This is a genomic window from Paenibacillus campinasensis (assembly GCF_002272015.1).
Classification (GTDB): domain Bacteria; phylum Bacillota; class Bacilli; order Paenibacillales; family Paenibacillaceae; genus Paenibacillus_AQ; species Paenibacillus_AQ campinasensis.
Genome location: NZ_NPBY01000047.1, coordinates 54483 through 69092, shown reverse-complemented (window position 1 = coordinate 69092; position 14610 = coordinate 54483). Strand labels below are relative to the sequence as shown.

Below are 14610 nucleotides of genomic sequence, written 5' to 3'. Positions count from 1 at the left end.
ATCTGCCTGGTGACTGATGCAGCCAAATAAAACAGACAGCCATAGGCTGCCTGTTATTTATATTTGCGCCAATCCATTTCGCTATGCTCGAGCAAATATTCGAAATCATTGTCGCGGCGCTTCTGCTCGGCCTTCCGCTCCGCTTCCCGCTGCTGGCGCTCCTTCTCCAGACGCTCGGACTCGCTGGCCTTCAGCGCTTCGGTTGTCGCCTTCAGCTGCTCCAGCACCTGCGGATTCAGCATATCCTTTAACGTTGCGGGCTTGTCGGACGGCTCCGGTCTCGGCGTATGCATATTACGCTTTTTCTTCGCCAATTCTGCTCACCTCGGTTTCCCCCTTATTATAGCATCTCCGGGCTGCTTTATCAGCCGCCTGACAGCAAGCCGTCAGACAAAGAAATAGCTGATGTAGACCATGATCAGCAGACCCGCGATGAAGGAGTACGTAGAAGGGCGCTCATACCCGTGGCCGTGGCTTTCCGGAATCAATTCCTTGTAGACGATAAACATCATCGCCCCTGCCGCAAACGCCAGACCGTAACCGATCATCCACTCGATATAACTGGCGGCGAAATAGCCTATAACGGCCGAGATCATCTCCATCAAACCGGTCAAAAATACGACAAGAAACGACTTCGCCTTGCTCACCCGGGAATTGATCAGGAACACGGCCAGCACCAGCCCCTCCGGCATGTTCTGCGCCCCGATCGAGATCGCCACCATCGGTCCCAGCCCCTCGTTCTGGCTGGCATAACTGAAGCCGGTGCTCAAGCCCTCGGGAATATTATGGATGCACAGCGCAATGATGACCAGCAGAGATGAGGTATCAAACGAACTGATGCCTGCCCGGTTCTCTACATCGATATGAGGAATATTCCTTTCGATCAAATCCAGAACGAGGATGCCGACGAGCAGCCCGATCGTCAGCGGAATCATCCCCGATTCCTCCAGCGCCTGCGGCATCAGCCCGAATGTAGACGCAGACACCATGATGCCCGCTGTAAAAGCGATCAGAATGTCCTTCCATTTTTCCGACAACGTCTTGACGAACAGCAGCGGAACAGCGCCTAGCACCGTCGCCATCGCAGATATGAGACTTCCCAGCAATGCAGATTCCATACTTTATGTAGTCCCCTTTTCGCAAGTAATACCGAGCAACCCAACATCAATATCATACTCGGAAGCTAGCGCAGCGTAAATGACGGATATAAAAATACCGGCTTCATCAACCTCATCTGTGCAAGCCGATGGGCCCGCCTTCTCATTATATTGTCGTTCTTGACCGGATGATAACCGAAAAAGGCCGAAGATTCGGCTCAGTGTAGCGCCGTCTTCGACCTTTTCTGTGGGGAATGCACAATCGGATTCATAGACACCCATAGGGTGGATAGGTTTAGAGTTTGACCAGTTCTCCAGTTTCCGCTGATTCGTACAGGGCCATTAATATTTTAATCATATCAACGCCGTGTTCAGGCAATATAATCGGCTCGGTTCCATTCGCGATACAATCGACAAAATGATCAATGTGTTTGCTGTGACCTTGGTCCCCTTTTTCAATCGGAATTCTAGGATAAATATCGCATAGCGCGCCTTCTAACTCCGTAAATAATTTCAGCTCATCATTTTTCATGCTGAACCCGGCCTGAGTGCCTCGAAGCTCTAAAAAATTCATTTCATGCTCAATATTCGATGCCCAGCTGAACTCAATTTGCAGCGTTTCTCCATTTTCGAATCGAATAAAGCCTGTGGCTAAATCCTCAACATCAAATATCCCATTCTCGTTCCTCTCACCAAATTGACTGTGCTTTGAATCGGAAATTGTGGAGTCGGCAAACTTGCGGTAGGTTGCACCAAACACGGAAACGGGCTTTGGATTCCCCATAAGCCAAATCGCGAGGTCAATGAAATGGACACCCAGATCAATGAGCGGGCCACCGCCGGAAAGAGCTTTATTCGTAAACCAGCCGCCTTTACCTGGAATTCCCCGTCTCCGTATCCATCCGCAGCGACCTGTATAAATTTCACCCATGTGGCCAGCGGTAATATATTTTTTCAAAAACTGAGCATGGGCACGAAAACGATTATTCCGCATCGTCATAAGCACTTTACCGCTTTTTTCAGAAGCGGCCAGCATTTTTTCGGCTTCTTCTACGTTGATGGCATCGGGCTTTTCACAAAATACATGCTTTCCAGCCTCCAGCGCTGCGATCGCGATCTCCGAATGATAAATATTGCCGGTGCAAATATCGATCATATCGATTTCTTCGTTGTTTATCAGCTCTAGGTAATCGGTATACACATGAGGGATGTCATACTGAGCGGCAACCGCATCTGCTTTTTCTTTGATCACATCACATACGGCATGAATTTCAACATCAGGATGCGCATGCCACGCGTTCACGTGTGCATTTCTAAAGATACTTCCTGCTCCAATAACACCCAGCTTAAGCTTGTTCATCCTCATTCTCCTTCGCTTGAATAGTTGTGCTGACTCCATCATGTCCGTTAAGGATTGGCAATGGTCTCCAGCGGTTGAGCGTTGCCATACACGGGTTTTGCTCCACGTGGCAAGCCTGCCCAACGCACAGCGTTGCTAATCACACGAAGAATATCCTTGTTATGATAGGTCGGATATGTCTCGTGTCCAGGACGGAAATAAAACACTTTTCCTTTCCCTCTGTAATAGGTGCACCCGCTGCGAAAAACTTCCCCGCCTTCAAACCAGCTGATGAACACAAGCTCATCCGGTACCGGAATATCAAAGTGTTCCCCGTACATCTCTTCCTGTTCAAGCTCAATGAACGCCCCAATGCCTTCCGTTATCGGATGTGCAGGATTTACGACCCATAACCTTTCCTTTTCATTGGCTTCTCTCCACTTCAGGTTGCATGTGGTGCCCATCAGTTTTTTTGAAGATCTTCGAAAAATGCGCAGAGTGCAGCACAATTAATCCCATGCCGTCCAGCACCCTTTGATGCACTTTATCAACAATCCCATCCTCAACCAATCGGTGTCCTTTATGTCCCCACCATATCAGCACATCTGTGCTCTGCAGCACTTCGTCTGACAGCCCCTGCTCCGGCTCGTCCATTGTCGCCGTTCTAATCACAAAATCATGATGTTCAATTCCTTGTTGTATTGCAACATGGATCCCTTCCGGGTAAATCACTTGCGTTTCGGCATTGCTTTTTTCATGTATATTTTCATTCCAGATCGTGACTCTAATCAAATTAATCACTCCATTGTGTTCATCACGTTTTATTTTAAAGCTCCGGCTGTAATCCCTTTAATCATATATTTCTGAGCAAACATGTAGAAAATGACAACTGGAATAATCGTAAGTGTTAGTCCTGCCATGGCCAGATTCCACACAATGGTGAATTCACCAAAGAAATAGAACATGCTCAGCGGGATTGTCCGCAGCGATTTATCGGTCAGCACCAGGGAAGGCAGAAGGAAATCATTCCAAACCCCCATAATATTGATAATCGCGATCGTCACTGTAATCGTCTTTAGCATTGGAAAGACTATGGACCAGAAGAGCCTGAATTTATTACAACCCTCTAGCTCAGCTGCCTCCTCCAAGGCAACCGGAATCGTTTTGATGAAGCCATGATACAGAAACACCGCCATACTCGCGTTAAAGCCTACGTTCATATAGATCAGTCCCTCATGCGTGTTCATCATAGGAATATTCAGATGCGTTTGCACCCAATTCATCGATTGCATTAAAGGCATCATGATCGTTTGAAACGGAATCAGCATCGTGGCGACGAATACCAGGTAAATGGTCTTGCTCCATTTATTATCCGTTCTCGCCAGCATCCATGCCGTCATGGACGCTAAGATCACCGTAAGCACCACCGAAGCCACCGTCACATACAGGGAATTCACAAACCCGCTTAAAAAATTCATTTTCTCAAACGCCTGGATGTAATATTCGAAACTAAAGGAGGTTGGCAAGGCTAATGGATTCTCATACAGCTCCGCACGACTCTTAAATGAGTTCACAACCATAATGTAGATTGGAGAAAGAAAAACGAGTGCAAGAATGAAAAGAAACACTTCGAATATATAAACTCTTGCCTTCACCATTACATTTGCACCTCTCGCTTCTTTGTGATTACAACCTGCAGTAGAGTGATAAGTGCCACAACAATGAAAAAGATGATGGCCTTAGCTTGACCGAGTCCATAATGCGAGAAGGTAAACATTTCGTTAAAAATGTTCATCGCGAACATTTCGGTCGCTTTGAAAGGCCCGCCTCCGGTCAAAGACAGGTTGATGTCATACACCTTGAACGCGCCCGAGAGCGTGAGGAACAAACAAATCGTAAAGGCAGGCATCAACAAAGGAAAAATGATTCTAGTAGTTCTTTGCCACAAATTTGCGCCGTCCACCTTCGCTGCTTCAAGCATCTCATCAGGAATCCCTAGAATGCCAGCAACATAAATCAGCATCGTGTATCCCGCCATTTGCCAGGCGAATACGATCACCATGGCGTATAGTGCAGATTGCGGATTGAGGAGCCAGTTGAAGAAAAGGACATCCATCCCCGTCTTTTCGCCAAGCAAGGTCGTCACATCGCTAAAAATGAACTTCCAAATATAGCCCAATATTAGTCCGCCAATGAGATTGGGCAGAAAAAACATGGTGCGCGCAGCATGTTTCACCTTCAGGTTGCTGGTAACGAGCAGCGACAATACAATGCCCACGATATTTACGCCAAGCAGGGATAGTACGGTAAATTTCACCGTGTGCCAAGCGGATGAATAAAATTGTTCGTCCCGAAACAGATCGATGAAGTTTTTAAAGCCGACAAATGTTTTCGGATTGGCAGAAATGCCGTCCCATGCTATGAATGAATAAAAGATACCGATGGTGAAAGGGACAACAACAACGGTAGTAAAGATAAATAGGAGGGGCACAGTAAATAAGAGAAACCATGCTCGTTCCTTCGTGTTCATATTCTCTCCCCCATTTACTCCGATAATAAGCCAAAAGCCCAACGCTCAACGTTTGACACATTGATTGAGGTTGGGCTCTTATTACACCATGCAAATCTAGGAAACCGATCTTGTCGCTTTCGCCCATTCTTCATCAAATTTCTCTAGCAGCTCTTGACCGGTCATATTTTGATCAAGGAAATATTGCTGCGTGACAGGGATCAAATCGACATTTTGCGGGAAATATCTGAAGGCCCAAGGAATGGTTTGTCCGCTCTCCGCCGCTTCATATACTGCATTGGACAATGGATTCAGATCCGCTTGAATCGTCGTAAAAGCTGGAATGAGTTTGAAATCCTGCACGATGGCCGTTTTCCCTGCATCGCTTGTATACAGCCAGTTCAAGAATTGTTTGCCGGCTTCAATTTCATCCGCGCTCGCATCTGCGTTGACTACCCAGAATTGACTTACTCCTACGGACAATTTCGAGTTCCCCTCTATCGGAAGCGGCATCATGCCCAGTTTGTCATCCATATTGTCGTAATCATCAAGCATTGTATAGCTCCAGTTCCCTTGATGAATCATCGCGGTTTTGCCAGTTGCAAAGTCACCCATCTGCGTATCATAGGTAACCTCCATTGGATTTTTGCCGTATGCTTTGATGACATCCATAAATTTCGCGAACTCCTGAAACTCCTTTGTATCCGTGATTTTAACTTCGCCATCATTTAATTTTTCAATAAAGTCCTGAGGATCTGGCTGCAAAGCGAACGGCGTATTGAGGATATGGGTGATCAAGAATGAATTTTCTTGAGATAAGCTGAATGGCTGCAAGCCGTCAGCTTTCAACTGCTCCAGCGTGTTCGTGAACGACGCCAGGTCTGTTACGTCACCCGGATCCACAATGTCCTTGTTGTATACAATCCCGAAGCCTTCTACGCCTAAAGGAATGCCGACAATCTTGCCATCTCTCTCCAGCGCCATATTCGGTGCAATATCCTTCGTTGTTGGAACATCGGAAAGATCAGAGAAGTACGATTGCAGCTTATCCGCGTCAGAGCCGAAGCTTACGGTAAAAATAGTCGGGCCCGAGTTGGCACCAAGATGGATCTGGAGTTGGGTTGAATAATTATCTCCCGCCGAGCCCCATACTTCTACCTCATTGCCCGTTTCAGCCGTATACACCTTCGCCAGCGCTTCCAAGGATTCCGCAATCTCTACTTTCGTTTGGAAAATGGAGATTTTAGGGAGCGGTTGATCGGTCGTCGTTGCAGAAGATTCTTCTGGAGACGCATTATTACTCGCCGTCCCACACCCTGACACAACGATTAAAGACACTATAGATAATAGACCAACAAACTTCTTGAACTTATTCATCACTTTCACCTCTTGGTTTGAAATGTTAAATGTCTTTACATACCACGTTGCCGCCGACACTTGCCAATAGCGGACGCACGCTTACCAGAAAATCCTCATTTCCACAAGCGAAACGGAGCTTAGTCTGAAGGTCAGTATGGTTGCTCCAATCGATGGTATGGGATAGTCCCAAGTTTTTCAGTATAGGCAGTGCTGCCATTACATCCCAAGTCGAATCGCCCAGAGAAAGATAGCCGTCTGTATGGCCCATGGCCACCTCCAGCAGCGAGATGGTTGCAGAACCGCAGCAGCGGAAGCTGATACGGAGTTCGTCAGAGATGTAGCGTAGCACCTCCAAGCAGTCTTCCGTGGCGATAGACGGATGCAGTCCGATTCCCACCGAAGCTAGTGATGGTTCGAATGGAGGTAAATTCGGCAGCGGTTTGCCGTTCAGCTCAGTTTCGATGGCCTCCCCTCCGCTTAGCATAAGGTCACGGACAGGCGCATAGATCACGCCAAACACCGGCTGGCTGTTCTCATAGAGTCCAATCGATATCGCCCAGTTCTCGCTGCCTCGTACATAATTGAACGTCCCATCGATCGGATCGATGACCCAGATCCGCCCTGAATCGCCGGGGATGTCACCGCCTTCCTCACCGTAGATGCCGTCATTGGGGAATTCCTTGCGCAAGCGAACCGTCAGAAATTCCTCGATTTCTCGATCTACCTTGGTGACCAGATCAAGGTGTCCCTTCTGCTCGACAAGAACACGCGAGCGTGAGCGAAAATAATCCAGTGCAATTTCTCCTGCTTGTCGTGCAATGTTCTCGACGGCTGACTTTATCGTGTGCTCAGGAGCTATCGCACCGTTTCGTTCAGTGTCCATTCGCTTCGTTCCTTATGCTCGTTACCAGCGCTACGTCATCACTGATAATTTGGTCCATCTGCCCTTCGCGAACCCATTGCACAACCTGAGCACGCAGGTCTACACCATAGGACTTGAGCTTATCGATTCGCTCTTGACGCGGCACATGCAGAAATGTCGCAATCCCCGCTTCATGGAGCTGTCTGGCTTCACCGCTTGGAAAATGATAAATTTCAAGATTGATTGCATCCACGTTTGCATCCCTCGCAGGTGCGACGGGATCAATGAGCCGGGAATGTGTTAGACCCACCGTTGGAATTTCAGGAAAAGCGCTCTTCAGCGCTTTTAATTGAACGAAGTCGAATGAGGAGAACTGTAGAAGATCAGCACATCCGAGCTCATCAATCAGCGCCCGCAATTTCGGGAAAATCTCGTCATCCCGATCATATATTTTCAGCTCAAGTTGATAGATGATTCCGAGCTCGCGGGCAAACTGCAGCGCTTCTCTTAACCGCGGAACACGTTCTCCGGCAAATTCTTCTCCAAACCACCGGCCAGCGTCTAGCTTGGCAATGTCCGAATAGGTCATGTTTCGAACAAGACCATGCCCGTTCGTGGTGCGTTCTACAGTATCATCATGAATCAATATCAACTCACCATCACTGGTTAGCGCGAGGTCAGTCTCACAAGTCACACCCTCCCCACCAAGTTCACGTGCCTTTCGAAAAGCCGCATAGGTGTTCTCCGGGGCGCCTGCACTATGTCCCCGATGCCCGGCAATCCTTACGGTCTGTGGAGTCATTCTCAAGGGATTCACTTCATTTTTCATGATTAAAATCAATCACTCCTTTTTCTGCAAATATTCATTTCAATCACTTTTCCACTCCATCTTAGCGTCGTACTGTTATTAGAATGTTATTTTAAGATCAATTTGTGTAAATTTTATGATTATTCGTAATCATTTTTGATTGAAATCAATAGAAATGATCAATTTGATTAAAAATGATCATTTACTTTCATATTTTTCATTTGATATAGTTGTATTGGAAAATATGAATGGAGTGAGAACATTGAAAAATAAACGGCAGCAAATGATCGTGGAGCTGTTACATGAACATACACTGTTGAAGATCCAGGAGTTATGCAGCTTACTTAATGTTTCCCCTGCCACGGCGCGAAGAGACTTGACGGAAATGGAGGACGCTGGAGTTATCGTAAGAATTCCTGGAGGGGCTATGCTGCGAAAGGACGACTCGAAGCGGGGCGGTATGGCCAAGACAAGCCAAGACGAGGACGCGATGCTGCCTTATAAGAAAGCGATCGCTTCAGCGGTGAGTGCGCTTGTGAACCCAGGAGATACCGTATTTATTGATTACGGTTCAACGAACAGCATCATTGCCGATCATTTGGTCTCCCTTCCGGATTTGGACGACATCACGATTGTCACGAACAGTATAGATATCGCTTACAAGTTTATGATGCAGGAACGTGCCAATGTATATGTATGCGGAGGAGCCCGGCCCGAACGAAACTCCAAGGCAGGTATCGTAGGGCCGCTGGCGGAACAGATGATTTCACAGCTGCGCGCCAATATCTGCTTTATCGGTACGCCGGGCATTGACATCAAGAGCGGTATAACCGACCCTTATCTATCCGCTGCCAACATTAAGGCACAAATGATCGAAAACTCTCAAAAGGTTGTGCTCGTCGCCGATCACAGCAAATTTGGAAAGGCTCATACTGCATATGTGTGTTCCCTGGACAAAATACACCATCTGATTACCGACGACGCGGCGCCGATCGATTATATTACCCACTTCAAAAATATAGGAACGACAGTGACTGTAGTGAAGCCGAATTTATAAAACGCTCATATACGCTCATATCCATTAATAAGTTTCTCTCCCGGGGGGGGAAGCTTTGTCGCAGCATGCATGCGCCGCTTCCTCCGACGATCATCACAGTCCAGCAGTTGGTATCAGGTACATAGGCTCGTCACACATCCACATATGCTTCAGGCTATTGTCATTTCCTCCCCTCGTATAATCCCAATTATCATTTAAAGCTCTGCTCTTATCTGCTCTTCCTTCTACTCAGCGGTTCCATAATTCAAGCACTCTATTCAGCCGTTTCCATAATTTAAGCACTAAAAAAGCTCTCAGGTTTCCATAAACCTAAGAGCTTAATCTATGTAGCTGGTACGTGATCAGACTAGAACCGAGTCTATCAATGAGTCAGAGCTCTGGATTTCCGCTCGGCCAATCCCTCACAATATGTAACCAGGCTTTTCCATTGTACTAGAAAATAAGGGCGATCGATGGGACTTGAACCCACGAATGCCGGAGCCACAATCCGGTGCGTTAACCCCTTCGCCACGACCGCCATATATGTTGAACGCATCAAGTCGTCCAGAACAATAATGTAGCAGAAATCACCCCAAAAGGCAAATGGTAATTGTTCACATTCCAAAGTTCGATGCCGACCGGCATTTGCTCTCCCAACTGCAATGGTCTATACTGGTGGAGCATTCACCTCGCGCGGGCGGATGCCCGATTATGGCGAGGCTTGTTCAATCACTGGAGGAATCAACCCATGATTTATCAGATCGACTACATATCCGATCAGCTGCGGGTGAAGGGGTATCTCGGATTTCCACCCGACACCTCGATCGATACAATCAAAGCGATGCTTCAGCACATTCAGCGCATGGATCAGGTCTGTGTCATGAACACTTTGGCCTGTTCCCTTCATCACCGCTCCGCGAGCGGGGATCTTCATAAAGACACAGCTTCACTTCCAAGCAGCGATGCAGGGGCCTGCCCTGTTCAGGCCTCTGACCTTGACACGCGTCATGACGCACCGCGCACGCTTGATCTCCAGTCAGCCGATGGGCTGGCGTATGGACATCATGATCAGTCGGGAACGAACCATGGCGAGAACATCCCGGATACGGGGCAGCCTGGCGTGGCCGGCCTTAATGCTGACACTTTAGCTGGCTCTCAGGTTGTCTCCTCCCCAGGCAAAGTCAAATTCCCGCTCATCATCTATTGCCGGGGCGGCATCGGAAGAGTCGGCGCAGTGAAGCTCAAGTGGATCGAAGAGTTTGCCGCCCAGGGCTATATCGTATTCGCGCCTGCCTATCGCGGCAACGAGGGAAGTCAAGGCCGGGATGAGTTCGGCGGCTCGGATACCCATGATGTATTGACCGCTATCCACTGGCTGTCACAGCTGGCCTGGATCGATTCGGCACGGATGCATATGCTCGGCTTTTCCCGAGGCGCAATTAATGCGGCACAGGCAGCTGTAAGGTGCAGCCACATCTCACGCCTGATCCTGTGGAGCGGCGTGTCCGATCTGACCCAAACCTATGAAGAACGGATCGATTTACGGCGGATGATGAAAAGAGTGATCGGCGGCACGCCCAACAAAGTGCCGGATAAGTACAGACAGCGCTCTCCGCTCCATTTGGCGGAGCAGCTACGCTGCCCGGTTCTGCTTGTGCATGGCACCAGCGATGAGCTGGTGGCAATTGAGCATAGCCACCGGATGCTCCACAGGCTGAAGGAGCTGCGTTACCACGTGGACGCGCATTTTTACCTGGGGCTGCGGCATCACTTCCCTGCCCTGCAGCATGCGGCTGCCATTGAGCGGATGTTCGACTGGCTGAAAAGCCCTGTCCCATATCCGTAAATCATCAGGCTCGAGCCTGTAGTGATTCAGCCAAACATGAAAAAGCACCGGCGAGCCGGTGCTTTTCTGCTGTGTTCAGGCTGAACGCGTACCTACAGCTTGAACCGATAATCCGTAAATTGCAGTGCATTCGAGATGGCAGGCCACACATCCGCTGTCTCTCCGCCCATGTACCAGTAAGCATACCCCGCTAGACCGCGGCTCGCGCCAATCGCATGCTTGAGCGACAAGGAACGCGCATCCTCGGTCCAAATGCGATGCGCATTCCCGCTGAGCGTATAAGAAGCCGTGTATTGCCCCATCACCTCATCCCAGGCCAGCTGAGCCCGGCGCTGGCGGATCCGGTTGCCCTGCTCCACCAGGCTGATGTCCTGGGAGGTCACCGCCGGCCCGAGCTGCCAGTCCCGCGTATACAGCGGGGCGGCGAGGATGCTTTTGCTGGCCGGCACCTGGGTGAGCAGCTTGTTCACCGCACCGGATAGCCAGGGCTGGGAAGAGACGGATCCGGCTTTCGGCGATCCAGACCAATGCTGATCATATCCCATCAGCACGATATAATCGGCATAATGGCCAAGCGCCGCGTAATCAAAGGCGGCCGTCCAATCCGTGTTCAAGTCGGGCGATACATCGACAGACAAGACCGCATTCGCTTTATGCATCTCTGTCGACAAAGAGGCAACAAACGCAGTAAGCCCCGCACGATCTTCGGGCCGCACATTTTCAAAATCCAGATTGATGCCGTCCAGATCGTACTTGTTCACATAACCGCGCAATGTGCTGATGACCGCCTTCTGTTTGTCGGCACTGCTCAGCAGCTGATGCGTGGATTCGGCATTGCCTCTGTTCCCGACCATCGCCCATACCTTCGTGCCGCTTGACCTCGACCATTGAAGCAGCCGGTCATCCGTATGGTCGGTCAATGCTCCGGATGGCTCAAGAAAGTACCAGCGCGGAACAAGCACATCCAGCTGAGCTCGCTTGGCGTAGGCGATGTACTGTGACGCTGTTCCGTTGTAGAGCCAGCCCATCCGAATTGTGGCATCACTCGCCTTCCTCCCCGCTTCCACCGCCGCCGACACATCGCCTGCCGTCAGTGCGCGGTCCAGCAGTGCCGCCGCCTCTTCCCTCGTCATCAGGTCAAGCGGTCGGAACTTCCCCCGGTCGCCTGTCAGCAGCCCGGCATCCGTTGAGCGGGCTATAGCAGAGCGGGCCCATGATGCGATCTGCCATGCATCGCCATAAACGCCTTCCAAATGGCCGGTGTAACCGTCTGTTTGCTTCAGCGCCCGCATCACCATCACGGCAGCCTCCTGACGGTTGATCATGCGATTCGGTTCAAAGAGATAGCCATTGCCCTCTACGAGCGAAAGATTGACCCCTGCATGAATGTAGCCATAGTACCAGGCTGATTCATCGACATCCCGAAAAGCTTGCAGATCATTATGTACCGGCTGGAGCTCCAGCATTCGCAGCAGCATGGCCGTAAATTCGGCCCGCGTGACCGGATCCTTCGGTAAAAAAGCCCCTTGTCCATCTCCGTTCACGATGCCTTTGCCCGCCAGGCGAACGACCGCTTCCTGGGCGAAGCTTCCGGATACGTCATGAAACGAAGGGGGACTCGGAGCTTTAGCATAAGCCAATGCATGATTACAGCTTGCTGCAGCCATTAAGGACAGCAGCGTGAAAGACAACATCCATTTTTTCACCAGTTACGCCTCGATTCTATCTGTTCAGATATGTTCAACCATATCAGAAGTTGATAGAAGGAAGCATGCATCACTTTCTGGTAATTTTACCTGTCACAGCCGAGAATGACCATTCCGATGCCTCGAACCGTCAAGGTATCGGTCGTCTGATGCTCGATATGGGCAGCACCAAACACCGGCTCCCAGCTTCCCAGCGGTGGCAGGGCAAGTCTGGTCACCCCGGACCTGGCGTGATACAGCACATACAGGTGGCGGTAACGTTCCCCGTTGGCGTGATCTCGCAGCGTGTAGGCGACCGTGTGCGCCGGTCCCTCTTCAAACCGCAAATGCTTCCGGATCTGTTCCGCGTTTCGCATGCGAAAGGCCGGGTGGCGGCGCCGAAGCTCAATAAGCTCCCGAACCGCACGCAAGTCAGCCTGATGGGCAGCCGCCGCCTCCCAGTCGATCCGATTCACCTCATCGCCTGCATTAAAGCTGTTGTCCACGCCGTGCTTGGTGCGGTAAAACTCCTGGCCGGCATGCAGAAACGGAATCCCCTGTCAGGTCAGAACGATAGCGGTAGCCAGCCTGTGCATGGCCCGCCGCTCCTCCTCCGGAGCATCCTTTGCCGACAGGCTCAGCTTGTCCCACATCGTATGATTGTCATGACACTCGGCATAATTGACACACTGATCAGGCTCGGCGGCAAAGGAGCGCAGCTGCTCCGAATACGTGATCGCCCCGGCAACCGCCTGTTTCACACGCGTCTCGAACCCGGTCCCCCCATTCACGAAGCCGGGCTTGGCCTCATCAAACACTTCCCCTTTCACCGCATCCCGAAGGTCCCCGTTAAAATGAGCCACTCTCGCCATCCGGGGCGCATGCGACTGATTCGCCCGCTCGTTGTCAGGCAGCTCGGTGTCCATGACCCAGCCTTCCCCCAGCATCAGAATCGATGGGTCGATCTGATCCAGCCTGCGCCGAAGCTCATTCATCGTATCCACATCGATCAGTCCCATGAGGTCAAAGCGGAAGCCGTCAATATGGTATTCACGTGCCCAGTGCAGAACCGAATCCACAATATACTTCCGCATCATCGGGCGCTCTGTCGCGCAGTCATTCCCGCACCCCGACCCGTTGGACATCGAGCCATCCGGCTTGTACCGCAAATAATAGCCGGGCACCAGCTTCGTAAAATGGATAACATAACCGTCGTACACATGGTTGTACACCACGTCCATAATGACCCTAAGACCGTGATCGTGCAGCGTCTGGATCAGCGTTTTCAACTCGCGAATCCGCACTTCCGGCTTATACGGATCGGTCGCATAGGAGCCTTCAGGCACATTGTAATTTTTCGGATCATATCCCCAGTTATACTGCGGCTCATGAAGCCGGGTCTCATCCACGCTTTCAGTCGCGTAATCAAACACCGGCATCAGCTGAACATGCGTCACGCCCAGCTGGGTCAGATGGTCCAGACCGGTTGCAATCTGTGCAGGCCCCTTCGTGCCAGGCTCGGTCAGACCGAGATAGCGTCCTTTCTGGCGCACGCCGCTGCCGGGATGAATGGTGTAATCCCGAATGTGAAGCTCATAGATGATGGCATCGACCGGATGGGCTAATGGCGGGCGCTCCGCCTTCCACCGCTTCGGATTTGTTGTCTGAAGATCCACAATCGCCGCCCGGTCTCCATTAACCCCCACCGCAGTCGCATAAGGGTCGCAAGCTTCATTCCACTGCTCCCCGACCTGTACCAGATAGGTGTAGTATCGTCCGGACAGATCCCCGTCCACTTGCAGCACCCACGTCCCCTTCACATCGCGCCGCATAGGATGACGCTCCGGCGTCTCGGAATGCCAATTGCTGTACAGCAGCACATACGCCTTGCTCGCTGTCGGTGCCCACAAGCGGAAGCTGGAATGTGCGGGGGTATACGTCAGTCCCAGGTCAGCGCCATCATAGACATATAACTCGTCGAACTGCTGTGATAGAACAGATACTCCCTTGGTCACTTCCGGATCCCCGTAATCGATCCGGATATTCCTATCCTTCTGCACCGCCATTCG

Annotated in this window: 14 protein-coding genes, 1 tRNA gene and 1 pseudogene; 2 read left to right on the top strand and 14 right to left on the bottom strand. The window is 50.6% G+C overall.

The features are described 5' to 3' along the window. Positions 1 to 53: 53 nt before the first annotated feature. The 10 genes and pseudogenes from CHH67_RS16215 to CHH67_RS16170 all read right to left on the bottom strand — a co-directional run bounded on the left by CHH67_RS16215 (position 54) and on the right by CHH67_RS16170 (position 7995). A complete protein-coding gene (locus CHH67_RS16215) occupies positions 54 to 314 on the bottom strand; it encodes a YqkE family protein (protein ID WP_095266244.1) in 261 nt (86 codons plus the stop codon). Between the two features lie 72 nt (positions 315 to 386). After that, positions 387 to 1118 carry a ZIP family metal transporter gene (locus CHH67_RS16210; RefSeq protein ID WP_095266243.1) on the bottom strand — a complete coding sequence of 244 codons (732 nt, stop codon included), beginning with the start codon at positions 1116 to 1118 and terminating at the stop codon, positions 387 to 389. Positions 1119 to 1121: 3 nt separating this feature from the next. Further along, positions 1122 to 1379 carry a hypothetical protein gene (locus CHH67_RS26520; RefSeq protein WP_095266242.1) on the bottom strand — a complete coding sequence of 86 codons (258 nt, stop codon included), beginning with the start codon at positions 1377 to 1379 and terminating at the stop codon, positions 1122 to 1124. A 13-nt stretch (positions 1380 to 1392) separates the two neighbouring features. Then, complete coding sequence (locus tag CHH67_RS16200) at positions 1393 to 2457, bottom strand: Gfo/Idh/MocA family protein (RefSeq protein WP_095266241.1); 1065 nt, start codon at positions 2455 to 2457, stop codon at positions 1393 to 1395. A 47-nt stretch (positions 2458 to 2504) separates the two neighbouring features. Continuing rightward, positions 2505 to 3228 (bottom strand): annotated as a pseudogene (locus CHH67_RS16195) (ThuA domain-containing protein). 29 nt (positions 3229 to 3257) lie between these two features. After that, positions 3258 to 4094, bottom strand: coding sequence for a carbohydrate ABC transporter permease (locus CHH67_RS16190; RefSeq protein WP_095266240.1), 837 nt, complete (start codon positions 4092 to 4094; stop codon positions 3258 to 3260). Continuing rightward, a complete protein-coding gene (locus CHH67_RS16185; RefSeq protein ID WP_095266239.1) occupies positions 4094 to 4966 on the bottom strand; it encodes a carbohydrate ABC transporter permease in 873 nt (290 codons plus the stop codon). The genes CHH67_RS16190 and CHH67_RS16185 overlap by 1 nt, the downstream gene beginning before the upstream one ends. A 96-nt stretch (positions 4967 to 5062) precedes the next feature. After that, on the bottom strand, positions 5063 to 6322 hold the full coding sequence (locus CHH67_RS16180; protein ID WP_095266238.1) for a sugar ABC transporter substrate-binding protein: 1260 nt from the start codon (positions 6320 to 6322) through the stop codon (positions 5063 to 5065). A gap of 25 nt (positions 6323 to 6347) precedes the next feature. Next, positions 6348 to 7187 (bottom strand): inositol monophosphatase family protein, encoded by an 840-nt coding sequence (locus CHH67_RS16175; RefSeq protein ID WP_095266237.1) that lies wholly within the window; start codon positions 7185 to 7187, stop codon positions 6348 to 6350. Beyond that, positions 7177 to 7995 (bottom strand): glycerophosphodiester phosphodiesterase, encoded by an 819-nt coding sequence (locus tag CHH67_RS16170; protein ID WP_218832025.1) that lies wholly within the window; start codon positions 7993 to 7995, stop codon positions 7177 to 7179. Before CHH67_RS16170 ends, CHH67_RS16175 begins: the two co-directional genes overlap by 11 nt. A gap of 241 nt (positions 7996 to 8236) precedes the next feature. Between CHH67_RS16170 and CHH67_RS16165 the strand changes: the two genes are divergently transcribed. Then, a complete protein-coding gene (locus CHH67_RS16165; protein WP_179292147.1) occupies positions 8237 to 9031 on the top strand; it encodes a DeoR/GlpR family DNA-binding transcription regulator in 795 nt (264 codons plus the stop codon). 444 nt (positions 9032 to 9475) lie between these two features. Here the strand turns inward: CHH67_RS16165 and CHH67_RS16160 are convergent. Then, positions 9476 to 9548 (bottom strand) — tRNA-His (locus tag CHH67_RS16160). A gap of 210 nt (positions 9549 to 9758) precedes the next feature. Here CHH67_RS16160 and CHH67_RS16155 point away from each other — a divergent pair. Next, a complete protein-coding gene (locus CHH67_RS16155) occupies positions 9759 to 10856 on the top strand; it encodes an alpha/beta hydrolase family protein (protein WP_244908219.1) in 1098 nt (365 codons plus the stop codon). Positions 10857 to 10948: 92 nt separating this feature from the next. Here CHH67_RS16155 and CHH67_RS16150 read toward each other — a convergent pair whose 3' ends face one another. From CHH67_RS16150 to pulA, 3 genes are all read right to left on the bottom strand, one after another. After that, positions 10949 to 12562 carry an S-layer homology domain-containing protein gene (locus CHH67_RS16150; RefSeq protein WP_095266235.1) on the bottom strand — a complete coding sequence of 538 codons (1614 nt, stop codon included), beginning with the start codon at positions 12560 to 12562 and terminating at the stop codon, positions 10949 to 10951. An 86-nt stretch (positions 12563 to 12648) separates the two neighbouring features. Then, on the bottom strand, positions 12649 to 13047 hold the full coding sequence (locus CHH67_RS27185; RefSeq protein WP_342351959.1) for a hypothetical protein: 399 nt from the start codon (positions 13045 to 13047) through the stop codon (positions 12649 to 12651). A gap of 54 nt (positions 13048 to 13101) precedes the next feature. After that, positions 13102 to 14607 (bottom strand): type I pullulanase, encoded by a 1506-nt coding sequence (pulA, locus tag CHH67_RS16145; protein WP_342351958.1) that lies wholly within the window; start codon positions 14605 to 14607, stop codon positions 13102 to 13104. Positions 14608 to 14610: the final 3 nt, after the last annotated feature.